This window comes from Mesorhizobium sp. B2-9-1, from assembly GCF_006439455.1.
GTDB lineage: Bacteria > Pseudomonadota > Alphaproteobacteria > Rhizobiales > Rhizobiaceae > Mesorhizobium.
On the sequence record NZ_VFTP01000001.1, the window covers coordinates 375,917 to 392,498 of the forward strand.

General features: G+C 63.8%; 16 protein-coding genes and 1 tRNA gene. 9 read left to right on the forward strand and 8 right to left on the reverse strand.

What is annotated here, in order from left to right; translation table 11 throughout:
* Positions 1 to 196: 196 nt before the first annotated feature.
* A complete protein-coding gene (locus FJW05_RS01845; RefSeq protein ID WP_140627313.1) occupies positions 197 to 1,168 on the reverse strand; it encodes a LysR family transcriptional regulator in 972 nt (323 codons plus the stop codon).
* Positions 1,169 to 1,267: 99 nt separating this feature from the next.
* On the opposite strand from FJW05_RS01845, the gene FJW05_RS01850 reads away from it, so the two are divergent.
* The gene (locus FJW05_RS01850; protein WP_246673171.1) at positions 1,268 to 1,714 is read left to right on the forward strand and encodes a cupin domain-containing protein; all 447 of its coding nucleotides are present in this window, start codon (positions 1,268 to 1,270) and stop codon (positions 1,712 to 1,714) included.
* 77 nt (positions 1,715 to 1,791) lie between these two features.
* Here FJW05_RS01850 and FJW05_RS01855 read toward each other — a convergent pair.
* From FJW05_RS01855 to phaC, 3 genes are all read right to left on the reverse strand, one after another.
* Positions 1,792 to 1,866 (reverse strand) — tRNA-Glu (locus tag FJW05_RS01855).
* A gap of 454 nt (positions 1,867 to 2,320) precedes the next feature.
* A complete protein-coding gene (locus FJW05_RS01860) occupies positions 2,321 to 3,481 on the reverse strand; it encodes a YcbK family protein (RefSeq protein WP_246673173.1) in 1,161 nt (386 codons plus the stop codon).
* A 326-nt stretch (positions 3,482 to 3,807) separates the two neighbouring features.
* On the reverse strand, positions 3,808 to 5,643 hold the full coding sequence (gene phaC, locus FJW05_RS01865; RefSeq protein WP_140627318.1) for a class I poly(R)-hydroxyalkanoic acid synthase: 1,836 nt from the start codon (positions 5,641 to 5,643) through the stop codon (positions 3,808 to 3,810).
* A gap of 97 nt (positions 5,644 to 5,740) precedes the next feature.
* Between phaC and FJW05_RS01870 the strand changes: the two genes are divergently transcribed.
* From FJW05_RS01870 to recJ, 5 genes are all read left to right on the forward strand, one after another.
* A complete protein-coding gene (locus FJW05_RS01870; protein WP_181164823.1) occupies positions 5,741 to 6,145 on the forward strand; it encodes a hypothetical protein in 405 nt (134 codons plus the stop codon).
* Between the two features lie 41 nt (positions 6,146 to 6,186).
* Complete coding sequence (locus FJW05_RS01875; RefSeq protein ID WP_140627320.1) at positions 6,187 to 7,404, forward strand: LL-diaminopimelate aminotransferase; 1,218 nt, start codon at positions 6,187 to 6,189, stop codon at positions 7,402 to 7,404.
* Between the two features lie 57 nt (positions 7,405 to 7,461).
* Positions 7,462 to 8,775, forward strand: coding sequence for a homoserine dehydrogenase (locus FJW05_RS01880; protein WP_140627322.1), 1,314 nt, complete (start codon positions 7,462 to 7,464; stop codon positions 8,773 to 8,775).
* Between the two features lie 142 nt (positions 8,776 to 8,917).
* Positions 8,918 to 9,901, forward strand: a complete 984-nt coding sequence (gene glpX / locus FJW05_RS01885) for a class II fructose-bisphosphatase (RefSeq protein ID WP_140627324.1) — start codon at positions 8,918 to 8,920, stop codon at positions 9,899 to 9,901.
* A gap of 139 nt (positions 9,902 to 10,040) precedes the next feature.
* Positions 10,041 to 11,825: a single-stranded-DNA-specific exonuclease RecJ gene (gene recJ, locus FJW05_RS01890; protein ID WP_140627326.1), complete on the forward strand. Its 1,785-nt coding sequence runs from the start codon at positions 10,041 to 10,043 to the stop codon at positions 11,823 to 11,825.
* Positions 11,826 to 11,988: 163 nt separating this feature from the next.
* On the opposite strand, the gene FJW05_RS01895 is transcribed toward recJ, so the two are convergent.
* The 3 genes from FJW05_RS01895 to folE form a co-directional block, all read right to left on the reverse strand.
* Positions 11,989 to 12,954 carry a patatin family protein gene (locus FJW05_RS01895; RefSeq protein WP_140628174.1) on the reverse strand — a complete coding sequence of 322 codons (966 nt, stop codon included), beginning with the start codon at positions 12,952 to 12,954 and terminating at the stop codon, positions 11,989 to 11,991.
* Positions 12,955 to 13,038: 84 nt separating this feature from the next.
* Positions 13,039 to 13,497, reverse strand: coding sequence for a phosphoribosyl-AMP cyclohydrolase (gene hisI, locus FJW05_RS01900; protein ID WP_140627328.1), 459 nt, complete (start codon positions 13,495 to 13,497; stop codon positions 13,039 to 13,041).
* 43 nt (positions 13,498 to 13,540) lie between these two features.
* Complete coding sequence (gene folE, locus FJW05_RS01905) at positions 13,541 to 14,173, reverse strand: GTP cyclohydrolase I FolE (protein WP_095765060.1); 633 nt, start codon at positions 14,171 to 14,173, stop codon at positions 13,541 to 13,543.
* A gap of 237 nt (positions 14,174 to 14,410) precedes the next feature.
* Between folE and FJW05_RS01910 the strand changes: the two genes are divergently transcribed.
* Positions 14,411 to 14,857, forward strand: coding sequence for an iron-sulfur cluster assembly scaffold protein (locus tag FJW05_RS01910; RefSeq protein ID WP_140627330.1), 447 nt, complete (start codon positions 14,411 to 14,413; stop codon positions 14,855 to 14,857).
* A gap of 9 nt (positions 14,858 to 14,866) precedes the next feature.
* Here the strand turns inward: FJW05_RS01910 and FJW05_RS01915 are convergent, their stop codons facing one another.
* The gene (locus FJW05_RS01915) at positions 14,867 to 15,772 is read right to left on the reverse strand and encodes a LysR substrate-binding domain-containing protein (RefSeq protein WP_140627332.1); all 906 of its coding nucleotides are present in this window, start codon (positions 15,770 to 15,772) and stop codon (positions 14,867 to 14,869) included.
* A 92-nt stretch (positions 15,773 to 15,864) separates the two neighbouring features.
* Here FJW05_RS01915 and FJW05_RS27330 point away from each other — a divergent pair, with 92 nt between their 5' ends.
* Positions 15,865 to 16,026, forward strand: a complete 162-nt coding sequence (locus FJW05_RS27330; protein ID WP_181164824.1) for a hypothetical protein — start codon at positions 15,865 to 15,867, stop codon at positions 16,024 to 16,026.
* 92 nt (positions 16,027 to 16,118) lie between these two features.
* Positions 16,119 to 16,472 carry a membrane protein insertion efficiency factor YidD gene (gene yidD / locus FJW05_RS01920; protein WP_140628177.1) on the forward strand — a complete coding sequence of 118 codons (354 nt, stop codon included), beginning with the start codon at positions 16,119 to 16,121 and terminating at the stop codon, positions 16,470 to 16,472.
* Positions 16,473 to 16,582: the final 110 nt, after the last annotated feature.

Consider the following 16,582-nt stretch of genomic DNA (forward strand, 5'->3'; position numbering starts at 1 on the left):
GCCTGGCAGGCCGGTCATTGCCGCGCATAAGAGCGCTGTCCGAAGCATCTTCATTCCCGCCTCCACGGCTGAGAGCGGAGGGAATTTTACACTTTCGGGTCGAGGACGGCATCCTGTCGTCCGCGAACGGCGTTAACAGCGCGTTTCCGCTTGCGTCCTGCCTTGTTACCGACAAGGCACGACACTGGCCCGCCATTCAGGCCGGGCGTGGTTCGTGGACGCTGCTGCCGGTTTCGCCGGCGCTCAGCTGCGAGAGCAGCTCCAGAACCATTTCCCGCAGCCAGCGGTGCGTGGGATCGGTTGTGTTGCGTTTGTGCCAGACGATGCAGATGAGGGCAGGATCGATCGGCATGGGCGGACTGTAGATCGCCAGCCCCAAGCGAGATGCTACCCTGCGCGCGAGCTGTTCCGGAACGAGCGCGACCAGATCGCTTCCTGCCACTGCGTTACAGACGCCGCCGAACACCGGCATCGTCATGGCCACCCGCCGTTCGCGCCCCATCCGGGCCAGCGCCGCGTCGCCCATGGCCTTGAGCTTGCCCTCGGGCGAGAAGACGACGTGGCCGAGGTCGCAGAAAAGGTCGATCGGAATGACGTCTCCGGGGCTCACCTTCGCCCGCTCGAGCCTTGGGTGCCCAGCGCGGGCGATCGTCACGAATGTCGACCGGAAGGCAGGAAGATAGTCGATCCAGCTGGGGAAATCGACCTTGGGAACGAGGGCAAGGTCGATACCGTGCTTTTCGAGCGTGCCGACATAGTCGTCGGGCACAAGATCCACCAGTTGGACCAATATCTTGGGAGCGTGGCGTGAGATTGCATTGGCCAGGGCAGGCATCAGCATCTCGGCAAAGAAATCCGAACCTGCGATCTTGAAGTTTTGCTCGGCTTCGGCCGGATTGAAGCTGCCAGGCCCGCCAAGCAGCGCCGACAATTCGTCGAGGATGCGGCGAAGCGGAAGCTCGAGGTTGCGGGCGTATTGTGTCGGCACGATGTGCTGTCCCTGGCGCACGAACAGCGGATCGCCGAGAAAATTCCGAAGTCGTCCCAGGCTGGCCGATATCGCCGGTTGCGACAGGCCGATGCGTTCTCCGGCCTTTACGGTCGATTGCTCGCGCAACAGCGCGTCGAGTACCCGCAGGAGATTGAGGTCGAAGCTCGATAAATTCATTCGCCGAATATATTTTATAATAGCTATCGATTTCAATTATGAAATCGGTTCTGGCAATTTCCCTGCATTGAAAATGGCGTCGGATCATGGGAGGTTTCGGTGGCCGTTGCTTCAGTACCCTACAGCGTCCAGTGGCTTGGCACGTCCTACCGGATTTGCCTTACGGCGGAGCAAACGGCCTCGCGGCTCGGAATGTTCGAAAGCCTCGATCAGCCCGGTTATGGTCCTCCGCGCCATGTCCACAATAGCGAGGACGAAACCTTCCAGATCCAGTCCGGCGAAGTAGAGTTCTGGATGAACGGTCAAACGCGCATAGTCGGCCCGGGCGGTGTCGTGCACGTTGCGCGCGGAATCGAGCATGCATTCCGGGTGATTGGCGATCGACCCGCCAGAATGCTCACCGTCATGACGCCCGGCGGCTTCGAAGGCTTCTTCGCGGAGATGGCGAAACACAGGTGCCGAATCCCCGACGACATGGATCAGATCGCGGCCATTGGGGCGCGTTTCGGTCTGACCTTCACAGGCCCGCCCCTGGACGCGGCCTGAAACGGCAAGAGGACGAACCGCCTTCGGGTCCTTCATCGAGACCGAAGCGTCGACCGGAAACAACCGACTGAAGAAACTGGTACGCCCAAGGGGAATCGAACCCCTGTTACCGCCGTGAAAGGGCGGTGTCCTAACCGCTAGACGATGGGCGCGCTCAGACGAAGCGGCTTATAATTGCGTTGTTGCCAACCGGCAACCCATCTGCAGCCACATGCGGCAACTTTTTTCAAAGGCGGCAAAGGCGCTCCGCCGATGCACTAGGCGTGGTTTCCGACTCCACTTGATCGTGCACCTCGGAGATTGGCTGGAAGGCCTCTCGCGGTCGTCATTCTATGGCGGAGCAAGGAGCGCAGCGACGCGCGCAGACCATGGAATCCATTCCGTGAGGCTGACGTGCCGCAACGGTGCAGAACCTGCGAGGCTGCACTCCGCGAGCAAGGTCACGGAATGGATCCTCGGGTCTGCGCGTCCGCTTCGCTCCCGCTCCGCCCGTGGATGACGAAGCGACGGATGCCTCGGCCAATCGCCAACGTCTGTGATGGCGTTGGCGGCGATCGGCTTTCAACCGATCAAACATGCCATGCCCACGAGACCAAGCCGAACGTGTCAGCCGTCCTCGCCGCCGCCGCTGCGCCTGCGGCAGCGCCAGTTCCAGTCGCGCTCGGGGCCGACGTCGATATGGACGGATTCGGTGTGGCAGTAGGTGCCGACGCCGCCGCGGCCGGGCATCGAGCGGACGTAGCTCGCCAGTTCCCATTTCGACACGCCGGGCAACTGGATGTCGGCGGCGGCGCAATACATGTGCAGCGAGTTCTTGGCGCCGTTGGCGCGACGGTTGCGCGAGGGATCGCGATAGCCGGAGGTGACGATCATCTTGCGGCCGAAATGGCCCTCGATCGTCTTCAGCACCCGCACCAGCGACGGCTTGAGGCAGGCGACGTCGACGCTTTCGTTCTGCTTCAAAAGGCCGTTGGGCGCGAGCCTGGCCAAGCCGGCGGCCGACGCCACCTGGTAGGAACCGCCGCCGCCCTCGTCCTCGTTGAGGTCGACGTCGCTCTCGTCGTCGATGCCGGATTTGCGCTTGATCTCGAACAGCGCCGTCTGGCGCACGCCGGGAAGAGCGTCGGCGCCCGTGATGTGATTGCTCGGATTGTCGAGCGAGGCCAGTTGCACCGGCTTCTCGGCCGGGGTCGCCGAGGCCAGCGTCACGATCGGCTTGGCCGGCGGCGGCGTGGCCTTGGCCTGCTCGGCGGGCTGGTCGCCGGAGCGCGCATTGTTGATCAGGGGGGCGGGCGCGGCCGAAGCCGGCGTGGTGCTGAACAGCGAGGCGAACAGGCTTTTCTTCGGCGCGGCGATCTGCGGCTGCACCGGCTCGGCCGCGGTCACATAGACGCCGTTGCTCATGGCCTGCGTGGTCGCCTGCGCCTTCGACGCGACGGTGGCGGCATCGCCGGCGGCGACCCGCTTGGCGACGCCTAGTGTCTGTTCCGCCGTTTGCGCCTGCTGAACCAGCGGTTGCGGCGTGCTCCCGGCAATCGCCTGGGCGCCGGCAGGGATGACGATGGGGAAGGTGCCGTCCGGCCGCGTCTCCGGCACGTAGGCGACCTTCTCGGGCAAAGGCGCATCGCCCTCGCTCATCACGGTCGACGTCGCTTCGGCCGGCGCCGATGCCTGCAGGGACGAATCGGCCGAAGTCGCGGTCTTGGCGCTGGATGTCGCGCTCATTTCGCCGGCGGTTGAATTGTAGGCGGGCGAAACGACCGACATCGTCGGGTCGCCGGTCGATGTGCAGGAGGCCAGAAGCACGGAGAAAAGCGCTGCCGCAATGCTGCAGCTTCCCCTTCGTGCAAGACGCCAACCTGCTGGTTTCAAAACAAATTCCCCCTCGATATCCGGTCGGTTCGTCATCGCCGCGCCACTCCAGTACCGCGCCGCGATAACCCTCCTGTTCCCAACCGGAAACGGGACGTGTGTCGAATCTGCAAGCCTCGGAATTATTCTGCGTCGGAAGGTGATTTGAGGCCGCCGAACGATTGACGCCACCATTTCGCCCTGTTTTGGCGGCCCGTCAACTCACCACACATTACAGCCCGTTACACACGTACCTTGACATAGGTGCCCGGCGCATCTCCCAAGGTTTTCATACGCTTGCCGGGTTTGCGGGCGGGTACGCGGATGTCGTCCTGGGCCTCGATCCAGTGCTGCCAGTGCGTCCACCAGGAACCAGGATGCTCGTGCGCCGCGGCAAGCCACGCGTTGAAATCGCCTACCGGCTTGCCGCCGGTCCAGTACTGATATTTCCTGGCGGCAGGTGGGTTGACGACGCCGGCGATGTGACCGGATCCCGCCATGACATACTCGACGTCGCCGCCGAAAAACTGCGACCCCAAGAACACCGAAAGCGCCGGCGCGATGTGGTCTTCCTTCGTGGCCAGGTTGTAGACGGGGATGGTGATGTCGGCCAGAGAGACCGTGCGACCGGCAAGCTCCATTGTGCCGCGCGAGAGATTGTTCTCGAGATAGCAGTTGCGCAGGTAGAACGAGTGATTGGCCGCCGCCATGCGCGTGGAATCGGAATTCCAGTAGAGCAGGTCGAAGGGCAGGGGCTCCTTGCCGCGCATGTAGTTGTTGACGACATAGGGCCAGATCAGGTCGCCCGAGCGCAGCATGTTGAAGGCGGTGGCCATCTTGGTGCCGTCGAGATAACCCTTCTCGCCCATCGAGCGCTCGACCGCGGCGACCTGGTCCTCGTCGACAAACACCTTGAGGTCGCCGGCATAGGTGAAGTCGACCTGGGTGGTGAAGAAGGTGGCCGATTTGATGCGGTGGTCGCCTTCCTGCGCCAACAGCGCCAGTGCGGCAGCCAGGAGCGTGCCGCCGACGCAGTAACCGATGGCGTTGACCTCCTTCTCGCCGGAGGCCTTCTCCACCATGTCGAGGCCGAATTGCAGGCCTTCGCGGATATAGGCCTCCCAGCCCTTGGCGCCGTGACGCTCGTCGGGATTGATCCAGGAGATGACGAAGACGGTGTGGCCCTGCTCGATCGCCCAGCGGATGAAGGACTTTTGCGGGTTGAGGTCGAGAATATAGAATTTGTTGATCCATGGCGGGCAGATCAGCAGCGGCCGTTTCAGCACCGTCTCGGTTACCGGGTCGTATTGGATGATCTCTGCGACATCGCTGCGGCCGATGACCTTGCCGGGCGTGGTGGCGATGTTCTTGCCGATCTCGAAGGGCGTGTAGTCGGCCTGGCGCAGCTTCAGGTCGCCCCGGCCCGCGGCGATGTCCTCGGCCAGCATCTTCACGCCGCGCACCAGGTTCTCGCCGTTCGAGGCCATGGTCTCGCGGAACAGCTCGGGATTGGTCAGGATGAAGTTCGACGGCGCGATCGCGTTCGACACCTGCTTGACGTAGAAGCCCGCCTTGTGGCGGGTGTGTTCGTCCAGGCCCTCGGCATGCTCGACAAGCTCGTTCGCCCAGCGCGAGGTGACGAGATAGGCCTGCTTGAGGAAGTCGAAGAAGGCATTGCGGCCCCATTCGGGGTCCTGGAAGCGCTTGTCGCCGCGCTCGGGCTGAACCGCGTCCTGTGGCGCTTCGGCGTTCGGATTGACCTTCTGGATGGCGTTCGCCCAGACGGTCATATAGCCGGCAAACAGCCGCGTCTGCGCTTCGAGCGCGCGTTGCGGGTCGCCCAGCCAGTATTCCGAAAGCTTTGAGAAGGTCTTGACCATGTCGACGACGGGTTCGGCGACATGGTCGCGCACTTCGCCTTTCTCGCGCGGTTCGGCCCAGGCGGAAGCCGCCTTGCCGGCCTGCTCGACCATGCGCGCCATGTTCAGGGCGAAGCGCTCGGGATCCTTCACGAGATATTGCTCGATGGCCGAAGGTCCGCCATTTTCCGCTTTGTCCGAATCGTCAGGTTTGGACATGGTTCGCGGGGTTCCTCCCGGAGCGTTTTCTTGACATATTACCATGGGACATCTGACCGGGTCCAATTCGCTCTAACCCGGCTGCCAGGAAAACAATATGACGATTAATGTCGGCGGGACTTTTTTTCTCAAGCCGGGTTCGATTTGCCGCATGGCGCTGATGGCGGGGCTGGTCGGCATGCTGCTGCCCGCTGCCGGCTGCACGAGCACCAGCACGAACAATGCGCCGACGGCGTTAACGGAAGGTCCTAAGGACACCGGTTCCTATCCGAACCTCAACATCCCGCCGCAGGTGGCCGCCAAGCAGCTCACCAAGGAAGAGACCGCGGCGAACCTCGCCCAACTCAAGGCCGAGGAGCAGACGCAGATTGCCAAGGGCAGCGGCGTCAAGGCGCCGGCGAATTCGGCCGCGCTCAACACTTTGGCCAAGACGCATGGCGCCGACACGCTGAAGCAGATCGAGGGCAAATGCGACCCCGCCCTCGACCCTAGCTGCAATTAGGTCTATATCGCGCGCCGAAACTCTGATGGTCTGGAACTGAAATGGAAGAATTTCACAAGGTCCGCCGGCTTCCGCCTTACGTGTTCGAGCAGGTCAACCGGCTGAAGGCCAGCGCCCGTTCGCGCGGCGCCGACATCATCGACCTTGGCATGGGCAATCCGGACCTGCCGACGCCGAAAGCCATCGTCGACAAATTGTGCGAAGTGGTGCGCGATCCGCGCACGCATCGCTACTCCGCCTCGCGCGGCATTCCGGGTCTGCGCCGCGCCCAGGCGAATTATTATCTGCGCCGCTTCGGCGTGAAGCTCAATCCCGACACGCAGGTGGTGGCGACGCTGGGCTCGAAGGAGGGCTTCGCCAACATGGCGCAGGCGATCACCGCGCCCGGCGACGTGATCCTGTGCCCCAATCCGACCTATCCGATCCACGCCTTCGGTTTCATCATGTCGGGCGGGGTGATCCGCTCGCTGCAGGTCGAGCCCGATGACGGTTTCATCCCTGCGGTCGAGCGCGGCATCCGCCACTCGATCCCGAAGCCGCTGGCGCTGATCCTCAATTATCCGTCGAACCCGACGGCGCTGGTCGCCTCGCTCGATTTCTACAAGGACGTGGTGGCATTCGCGAAGAAGAACGACATCATCATCTTGTCGGATCTCGCCTATTCGGAAATCTATTTCGACGGCAATCCGCCGCCGTCGGTGCTGCAGGTGCCGGGCGCGATGGATGTCTGCGTCGAGTTCACTTCGATGTCGAAGACCTTTTCCATGCCCGGGTGGCGCATGGGCTTCGCGGTCGGCAACGAGCGGCTGATTTCGGCGCTGACGCGGGTGAAGTCCTACCTCGACTATGGCGCGTTCACACCGATCCAGGTTGCGGCGGCGCATGCGCTGAACGGCGACGGCGCCGAGATCGAGGAGGTGCGCGAGGTCTACCACAAGCGGCGCGACGTGATGGTCGATTCCTTCGGCCGCGCCGGCTGGACCATTCCTGCGCCGGCGGCCTCGATGTTCGCCTGGGCGCCGATTCCGGAACCGTTCCGCCATCTCGGCTCGCTGGAATTCTCCAAGCTGCTCATCGAGCATGCGGATGTCGCGGTGGCGCCGGGCGTCGGCTTCGGCGAGCATGGCGACGATTATGTGCGCCTGGCGCTGGTCGAGAACGAGCACCGGATTCGCCAGGCCGCGCGCAACATCAAGAAGTTCCTCGCGACCACCGCCAAGCAGCCCAACAATGTGGTGCCTTTAGCCGCTCATCGTTGAGTTGCCTGACATTTTTTGCACCTGACATTTTTTGCAAGTTGAGGGGCCTCTCCGGACATGGCTGAAGCGTTGCGTATTGGAATTGCCGGCCTGGGCACGGTGGGCGCCTCGGTGGCGCGCGTGCTGCGCGACAAGGCGGCCGAGCTTACCCGGCAGTGCGGTCGCGACATCGTTGTGACCGCCGTTTCGGCTCGCGATCCGAAACGCGACCGAGGCATCGATCTCAGCGTCGCGAAATGGTTCGACGATCCGGTCAAGCTGGCCGAGAAGGCCGATATCGACGTCTTCGTCGAGCTGATCGGCGGCGATGAGGGGCCGGCACGTCTGTCGGTGAAGGCGGCGCTCGAGGCGGGAAGGCATGTCGTCACCGCCAACAAGGCGCTGCTTGCCAAGCATGGCGTGGCGCTTGCCGAGATCGCCGAGAAGAAGGGTGTGCTGCTCAACTACGAGGCGGCAGTGGCCGGCGGCATCCCGGTTATCAAGACGATGCGCGAGGCGATGGCGGGCAACGCGGTGACCCGTGTCTTCGGCATCCTCAACGGCACCTGCAACTACATCCTGACCCGCATGGAGGCGGAGGGCATCTCCTTCGACGCCTGCCTGAAGGATGCGCAGCGGCTGGGCTACGCCGAGGCCGATCCGACCTTCGACATCGAAGGCCACGACACGGCGCACAAGCTGTCGATCCTGACCAGCCTTGCCTTCGGCACCAGGATCGCTGCCGGCGACATCTACATGGAAGGCATCTCCAACATCACCCAGGCCGACATCCGCGCGGCGGGCGATCTCGGCTACCGCATCAAGCTGCTCGGCGTCGCGCAGCGCACCGACAGCGGGATAGAGCAGCGTGTCCATCCGACCATGGTGCCGACGGCGTCGGTCATCGCGCAGGTGCATGGCGTCACCAACGCGGTGGCGATCGAGACCGATATCCTTGGCGAGCTCCTGCTTTCCGGTCCGGGCGCCGGCGGCAATGCGACCGCTTCGGCGGTCGTCGGCGACATTGCCGACATCGCCAAGAGCCGGCCGGGATTCCAGCATGGCCCGGTCTTCGGCTGGCCGGCGAAGGAACTGAAGCCTTACAAGAAAGCGCAGATGCGCAGCCATGCCGGCGGCTATTTCATCCGGTTGACCGTGCATGACCGCACGGGCGTCTTCGCGGCCATTGCCAAGCGCATGGCCGACAACGACATCTCGCTGGAATCGATCGTCCAGCAGGCTGCCGGCGCGGAAACGCAGGCGCAGAAGACGGTGATCCTCGTTACCCACGAGACGACGGAAGCGGCGGTGCGCAAGGCCGTCGAAGGCATCACCAAGGACGGTCATCTGACCGACAAGCCGCAGGTGATCCGCATCGAGCGGGCGGAATAAGCCAAGTCCGGTTCTGCCTTCAATCGATTGATTTTGCTGTCATTTCAAAAATTGACGGGGCAAGTCTTGCCGTTGTCATGGAGCTTTGCCAGAAGAAGCGCACCTCTGGCGGGAGGTTGAGTTTCACGAGGAATTTCTGTCTATGAACATAGCCCAGGACATCACCGCCGGTCTCGACCGGATCCTTACGATGGAAGTCGTGCGTGTGACCGAGCGGGCCGCCGTCGCGGCGGCAAGGCTGCGCGGGCGCGGCGATGAGAAGGCTGCCGATCAGGTGGCGGTCGACGCCATGCGCCAGGAGCTCAACCGGCTGGCCATCCAAGGCACGGTGGTGATCGGCGAAGGCGAGCGCGACGAGGCGCCGATGCTCTATATCGGCGAGGAGGTCGGCACCGGCAAAGGCCCGGCCGTCGACATCGCGCTCGATCCGCTCGAGGGCACGACGATCTGCGCCAAGAACCTGCCCAACGCACTTGCCGTCATCGCGATTGCGGAAAAGGGCAGCCTGCTGTTCGCGCCCGACGTCTACATGGACAAGATCGCCATCGGCCCCGGCTATCCCGAAGGTCTGATCGACATCGACGCCTCGCCGGCCGAAAACCTCGCCAATCTGGCCAAAGCCAAGGGCGTGGCCGTCTCCGACATCACCGCCTGCATCCTCGACAGGCCGCGCCACGCCAAGCTGATCGACGCCGTGCGCGCCACGGGTGCGGCGATCCGGCTGATCGGCGATGGCGATGTCGCGGGCGTCATCCACACCACCGATCCGGACGAGACCGGCATCGACATCTATCTCGGCACCGGCGGCGCGCCGGAGGGCGTTCTGGCGGCGGCCGCACTTCGCTGCACCGGCGGACAGATGCAGGGCCGGCTGATCCTCGACACGCCGGAGAAGGTGGCGCGCGCGCACAAAATGGGCATTTCCGACCCGAAGCGGATCTATCGCGCCCAAGACATGGCGCGTGGCGACGTGCTGTTCGCGGCGACCGGCGTCACCGACGGCAATTTGCTCGACGGGGTGAAGTTCGGCCGCACCTTCATCACCACGCACACCATCGTACTGCGGTCGTCCTCGCGCACCGTGCGCGAGATCAAGGCGCGTCACCAGGATCTGGATAAGTTCTGATTTGGCTTCGTCCGGGCGCTTTGCCGCAATTCGAGGAAAAACGTTCCACACCTTTCCCCGCATTGCCCGCTTGCCCGCAATTGCTCCGGCCGTCGCATATTGATATCTGCGCAATGATGATGTGCAGACGGCGCGTCGCATGACGGGCGAGAAACGGTTCTTCCTCGATGTCAGGCAGTCGGCGACCGGTGTTTCCTGGGAACACCGGCTGACCGAGCGCCAGGACATGGCCGCCTTGGCCATGGCGCAGGGCCATGGCGTGCCCGACATCGTGGCGCGGGTGCTTGCCGGCCGCGGCGTCAGCGTGGAGCAGACCGAGCGCTTCCTCGATCCAACCATTCGCGAGCTTCTGCCGAATCCAGCATCGCTGACCGACATGGAGAAAGCGGCGGCGAGGCTGGCCGATGCGGTCGTCGCCCACGAAAAAGTGGCGATCTTCGGCGACTACGATGTCGACGGCGCGGCGTCGTCGGCGCTGTTAAAACGCTTTCTCACGCATTTTTCGGTGCCGTCGGAAATCTACATCCCGGACCGCATCTTCGAAGGCTACGGGCCCAATCCGGAAGCGATGCGGGACTTGATCTCGCGCGGCGCGAAGCTGATCGTCACCGTCGACTGCGGCACCAACAGCGCGACCTCGATCGACGCGGCCAGGCAAGCCGGCGCCGATGTCGTGGTGCTCGACCATCACCAGGTCGGCGGTCCGTTGCCAGCGGCGGAGGCCGTGGTCAATCCCAATCGCGAGGACGACCTGTCGGGGCAGGGACATCTGTGCGCCGCCGGCGTCGTCTTCCTGTGCCTGGTGCAGACGGCCAAAGTGCTGCGCGCGAGGCTGCCGGACGCCGCACCGGTCGATCTGCTTTCGATGCTCGATCTGGTGGCGCTGGCGACGGTCTGCGACGTGGTGCCGCTCACCGGCGTCAACCGGGCCTTCGTCGTCAAGGGGCTGCAGGTGTTGCGCCAGCAGAAGAATGAGGGGCTGGCGGCGCTGGCGCGGGTCTCGCGCATCGGCGAGCCGATCAACACTTTCCATCTGTCCTTCCTGATCGGCCCGCGTATCAATGCCGGCGGCCGCATCGGCGATGCCGCGCTCGGCAGCCGGCTTCTGGCCACCGACGATCCTGTCGAGGCGGCAGGCATTGCCGAGACGCTGGACCGGCTGAATCAGGAACGCCAGCAGATGGAGCAGGAGATGCTGGCGCAGGCGCGGGCTGAGGCCGATGCCGAGCTTGCCGGCGGCAACGGCCCGGCAGTCATCGTCACCGCCAGCAACAGCTGGCATCCCGGCATCGTCGGACTGATCGCCTCGCGGCTCAAGGATCATGCGCGCCGGCCGGCTTTTGCCATCGCCTTCAACTCGACCGGCATCGGCACGGGCTCCGGCCGTTCGGTGACCGGCTTCGACCTCGGCCGGCTGGTGCGCGAGGCGGCCGAGGCGGGGCTGATCGTCAAGGGCGGCGGCCACGCGATGGCCGCCGGCATCACCGTCGAGCGCGCCAAGCTCGGCGAACTGCGCGCCTTCTTCGAGGAGCGCGCCGCGGCCGACGTGTTCCGGCTGCAGAACGAGGAAAGCCTGGCGATCGACGGCGCCTTGGCCGCCGAGGGCGCCACGATCGCGCTGCTCGACGCGCTGGAGAAAGCCGGGCCGTTCGGGGCCGGGCACATCGCACCGGTGTTCGTGCTGCCGCGCCATCGGCTGGCCGACGCGCGCGCGATCGGCACCAACCACATTCGGGTGGACCTCCAGTCGCAAAGCGGCGGCAATATTCAGGCCATTGCATTTCGCGCCGTCGACACGGCTCTCGGCGAATTCCTGTTTAAAAACAGGGGCAGGACCGTGCATATCGCCGGTTCGTTATCGGGCAACTACTGGAACGGCAACCGCATGGTGCAGTTCCGCATCAGTGATGCGGCCCTGGCTTAAGGTATGTTGATATTCAGGTGAGGCCGGTCTGCAAATGGCGGCTTCCTGCGCTTCCGGTGCTCACGTACGAAAAGTACGCTCCGCTCCGGTTCTCAGAACCCGCCATTTTCGACTCGGCCTGACCTGAATCTCAACACACCTTAGGGCGGTGCCCTACCGGAGTTCACACGAGAACGGACTGCAGCCGGGTCAGTTCGTTGATCTGGGACTTCGTCGCCTGATAGCCGAGGCTGATCGCCTCGTCGGCGCGATGGAATTCCGTCAGGCCGATATGGCTGAGTTTGGGCTGCAGCGACATATCCGGCGGATCGCCGGCCAGCCTGGCCCGCGAAATCCGGTCCTGAATGATGTTGAAAGCCTCGACCATGACGCCGGTGATGCCAAGGCGCGTCTGGTGTGACTGAGGATTGACCTGGCCGGGACGCGGCGCGTCGTTCTCGACAAGCAGCTCGCCGGCGCTGTGCTTGATGACGGCGGCGCGGCCGAACAGGTCGTAATGCAGATTGACCGCAACGACGAGCGGCTGCTCATAGGCGCGGCAGACCGAGACCGGCACCGGATTGACCAGCGCGCCGTCGACCAGCATGCGGCCGTTGCAGGCCACCGGCTCGAAGACGCCCGGCAACGCATAGGAGGCGCGCATGGCGGTGACAAGCGAGCCGCTCGACAGCCAGATTTCATGGCCGGTGCGGATTTCGGACGCGACGGCGACGAAGGGTTTCGCCAGGTCTTCGAAGCGGGCGCCGTCGAGATGCTCGCGCAGGCGCTGATCGAGCCTCATGCCGCCGAACAGGCCGCTGCCGCGAAGATTGAGATCGAGAAGGCCAAAAATGCGCCGCTTGGTCAGGCTTCTGGCGAATTCTTCCAGTTCGTCGAGCTTGCCGGCAAGGTAGCAGCCGCCGACCAGCGCGCCAATCGAGGTGCCGGCGATCATCGATACTTCGATGCCGGCCTCGTCAAGCGCGCGCAACACGCCGATATGGGCCCAGCCCCTGGCGCAGCCGCCGCCGAGCGCCAGCGAGATACCGGCTTTCCCACCTGGCTTCGGGTCGGACGCGCCGCCTGACGATGCGGGGCCGTTGGCCTCCCGAACGTCAGGTCTGCTGCGCAATGACGCCCATTCGAGCATCATGATCTCCCTTGTCCCGTATCCCTTCTATCGCAAGGATATTTGAGAATAGTGAATCTGAGTGGTTTGTGAATATTGAATGGTTCACACCGGCTTCCGATACGTTTGGTCCGTATCGAACAGCGGCCTGCTGCCGTCGCCGGCAAGCGTCGCCTTGCCGTCATTCAGCCCCACCGTCCGATAAAAGCAGGAACGCCGTCCGGTGTGACAGGTTGCGTCGTGGCCCAACACTTTGACGCGCAACCATATCGCGTCTTGGTCACAATCCGTGCGCATCTCGACGATCTGCTGGAAATTGCCCGAGGTTTCGCCCTTCTTCCACAGCGCGTTGCGCGAGCGCGACCAGTAATGGGCAATGCCGGTCTCCAGCGTCAGCGCCAGCGCCTCGGCATTCATATACGCGACCATCAAGAGCATGCCGTCGCCGGCATCGGTGACGACGACGGTGACGAGGCCGGCCGCATCGAAGCGCGGAGAAAGGACGGAGCCTTCCTCCAGCGATTTCTTATCGGATGGGGCTTTGGGGAATTTCGGTGCCGACATCGCCGGTCGATCTTTCCTTCTAGTGGCCGGCGATGGCCGGCGATCAGCCGCCGGCGCGCACCATGGTGACGAAGCGGACCTGCTCCTCCGGCGTGTCCTTGAAGACGCCGGTGAAGGTGGAGGTCAGCGTGGTCGAATCCTGCTTGCGGATGCCGCGCATGGCCATGCACATATGCTCGGCCTCGAGCATGACGGCGACGCCGCGCGGGTTGAGCACATCCTGGATGACGCCTGCGATCTGCGCGGTCATCGCTTCCTGCGTCTGGAGGCGGTGCGCGAAGATGTCGACGACGCGCGCGATCTTCGATAGGCCGACGACCTTGCCGTCAGGCAGATAGCCGACATGCGCCTTGCCGATGATGGGCACCATGTGATGCTCGCAATGCGAATGGAATTTTATGTTCCTGACGATAACGAGATCGTCATAGCCGGCGACTTCCTCGAAGGTGCGGCCAAGCTCGTCGGCCGGGCACATGTCATAGCCGTTGAACATTTCGCGGAAGGCTTTGGTGACGCGCTTGGGCGTGTCGATCAGGCCTTCGCGGTCCGGATTGTCGCCGGTCCAGCGCAAAAGCGTGCGCACGGCGGCTTCGACCTCGGCTTCGCTCGGCCGGTCGGTGACGGGCTTTTCCAAATATTCGGACGGGGGCATAATTTTCTTGATGACGGCATCCATAAAGGCGTCTCCCGTAGTCCCACTCAAAGGTGGAACGAGTTGAACGGACCACGACCTTTTGGGTGAAAATCGCCCATTTCCATCCCGCAAGCGGCGTGAACAGATGAGCAGCGACAACGGCTTTTTCGTCGCCTTGTCGATGCCCGACTGCGACCATTATATATGGTTCGAGCGGCGCGAAAGGAAGACGCGAGAGCGGCAAAGCCTGTTCGCTTGGCGGCGACGGATTGGAAAAATATGATCGACGACGTCTACAATGCGAAAATTCTCGGTTTCGCCGGGAATATAGGGCGGATCGGCCGGCTCGACGATGCCGACGCGACGGCCAGAGCGCATTCCAAATTATGCGGCTCGACCGTCACGGTCGACCTCAAGATGGACGGTGACGTGGTGACCGATTTCGCGCACGACGTGAAGGCCTGCGCGCTCGGCCAGGCATCGTCCTCGATAATGGCCCAGCATGTGGTCGGCGCCAGCGCCGACGAATTGCGCGCCGTGCGCGAAACCATGCTGAAGATGCTGAAGGAGAACGGCGCGCCGCCGGAAGGCCGTTTCGCCGACCTCAAATATCTGGAGCCGGTGCGCGACTACAAGGCGCGCCATGCCTCGACCATGCTGACCTTCGACGCGGTGGTCGATGCGATCGGCCAGATCGAGAAGAAGCGCGCCGAACAGGCGGCTTGAGCGCAGCGGTCAGGCCGCTCCCCTGGTCACGGCGAATTCGCTTCGTATCCAGTCGGCAAAAGCATTGGCGGGTTCCGGTAGATTCCGCAAACTCCTGGCCACCAGCCAATAGGCGCCGGAAGCGACGTCGATGTCGAACGGCTTGATCAAAGTGCCTGACACGAGTTCCTCGCCGACCTGCAGGAGGTCGCCGAGCGCCACGCCATGTCCGAGCAGCGCAGCCTGCTTCGACAGCGAGACATCGGCCAGCATTGGGCCGCGTGCAGGCACCGCATCGGCGGGCACGCCGGCGGCCTGGAACCAGCGCGCCCAACCCTGGCGGTTTTCCTCATGCAGCAGCGTGTAATGGCGAAGATCGATCGGCTTTTCCAAGGGAGGGCCGGAGGCGAGCAGCGCCGGCGACAGGACCGGCGAATCGACAGTCGAGGCCAGGCGCTCGGCCTCGCTACGCGGCCATGACGTGGCGTGGGCGCTGAAACGCAAGGCGAGCTCGGGCTGGTCGCTGCGGAACTCGATCGGCCGCGGATCGACTTCGAGCGACACGTCGATATCGGGCCGCAATTGGCGGAAGCGATTGAGCCGGGGCAGCAGCCATATGGCGGCAAGGGACGGTTCGACGCTGACGCGGACAATCGCCTGCGCCGGCGAGGTCGTGAGCTCCGAAAGCACGCGGTCGATGTCGTCGAAGCTTCTGACCAGTCGGTCGAGCAGCAGATGTCCCGCATCCGTCAGCTCGACGCGGCGATGGAGGCGCAGAAACAGCGGTCTGCCCAAAAAGGTCTCGAGCTCGCGGATCTGCCGGCTGATCGCGGCCTGCGAGACGTAAAGCTCGTCGGCCGCCAGGCTGAAACTAAGGTGCCGGCCGGCAGATTCGAAACTTCTGAGCGCCGTCAGCGGCAGCCGCCCTCGCTTCATTCGCATAACCTCAGGTTATCCGACGCGGAAATTATACTCGTTTGAGGCGGGAGGCCAGCGGCAGTCTAATCGGTGCTCAAAGGAGCACTGCCATGAACCAGTTCCTGGCCATTCTAAGCGACGTCATGCTGATCGCGACGTTTCAGTGGCGCGACAAGAGCCGGCACCCCGGCTGGCACGAGGAAAGGCCCGGCAGTTCCACGCGCCATGCGCCAGTGGCCGACCGGCATCCCGTCCGTCGCGCCAGGCCATGAGGAGGAAGGGCGTTGCGTTCGAGGTCGGAAGGACACATCTATCGCGTAGCAAAACAACCGCGGAGACGTGGGTGGGCGACCATCCCGGACATATGCATGGCGGCCGGCCAATCCAGAGCGGACGCAATTGGCCGGGACCTTGGCGCAAGACGCCCGGGCGCATCCTGGGCACCTCGCTCGTGCGCCTCTATCAGCTGACGCTGTCCGGCTTTGTCGGCAACAGCTGCCGACACCTGCCGACCTGTTCCGAATATGCGCATGAGGCGATTGCCCGCCATGGCCTGTGGGCCGGCGGCTGGATGGGACTGTTCCGGGTGCTGCGCTGCGGGCCGTTTGGGACGCATGGCATCGACCGCGTGCCGGAGACGCTTGCCCAACGCTATGTCTGGTTCATGCCCTGGCGCTACTGGCGGATCGGCAAAGGGCGCAGCGAGCCCGAAATCTGATTGCTTCGCCGTCCCGCGCGACGCGGATTTTAACGGTTCGGTAGGGTTAACGCGAAGCTGCACGAACACTGCGAATTTGAGACAAAATCGAGACAAGTCGTCTCGCTAAG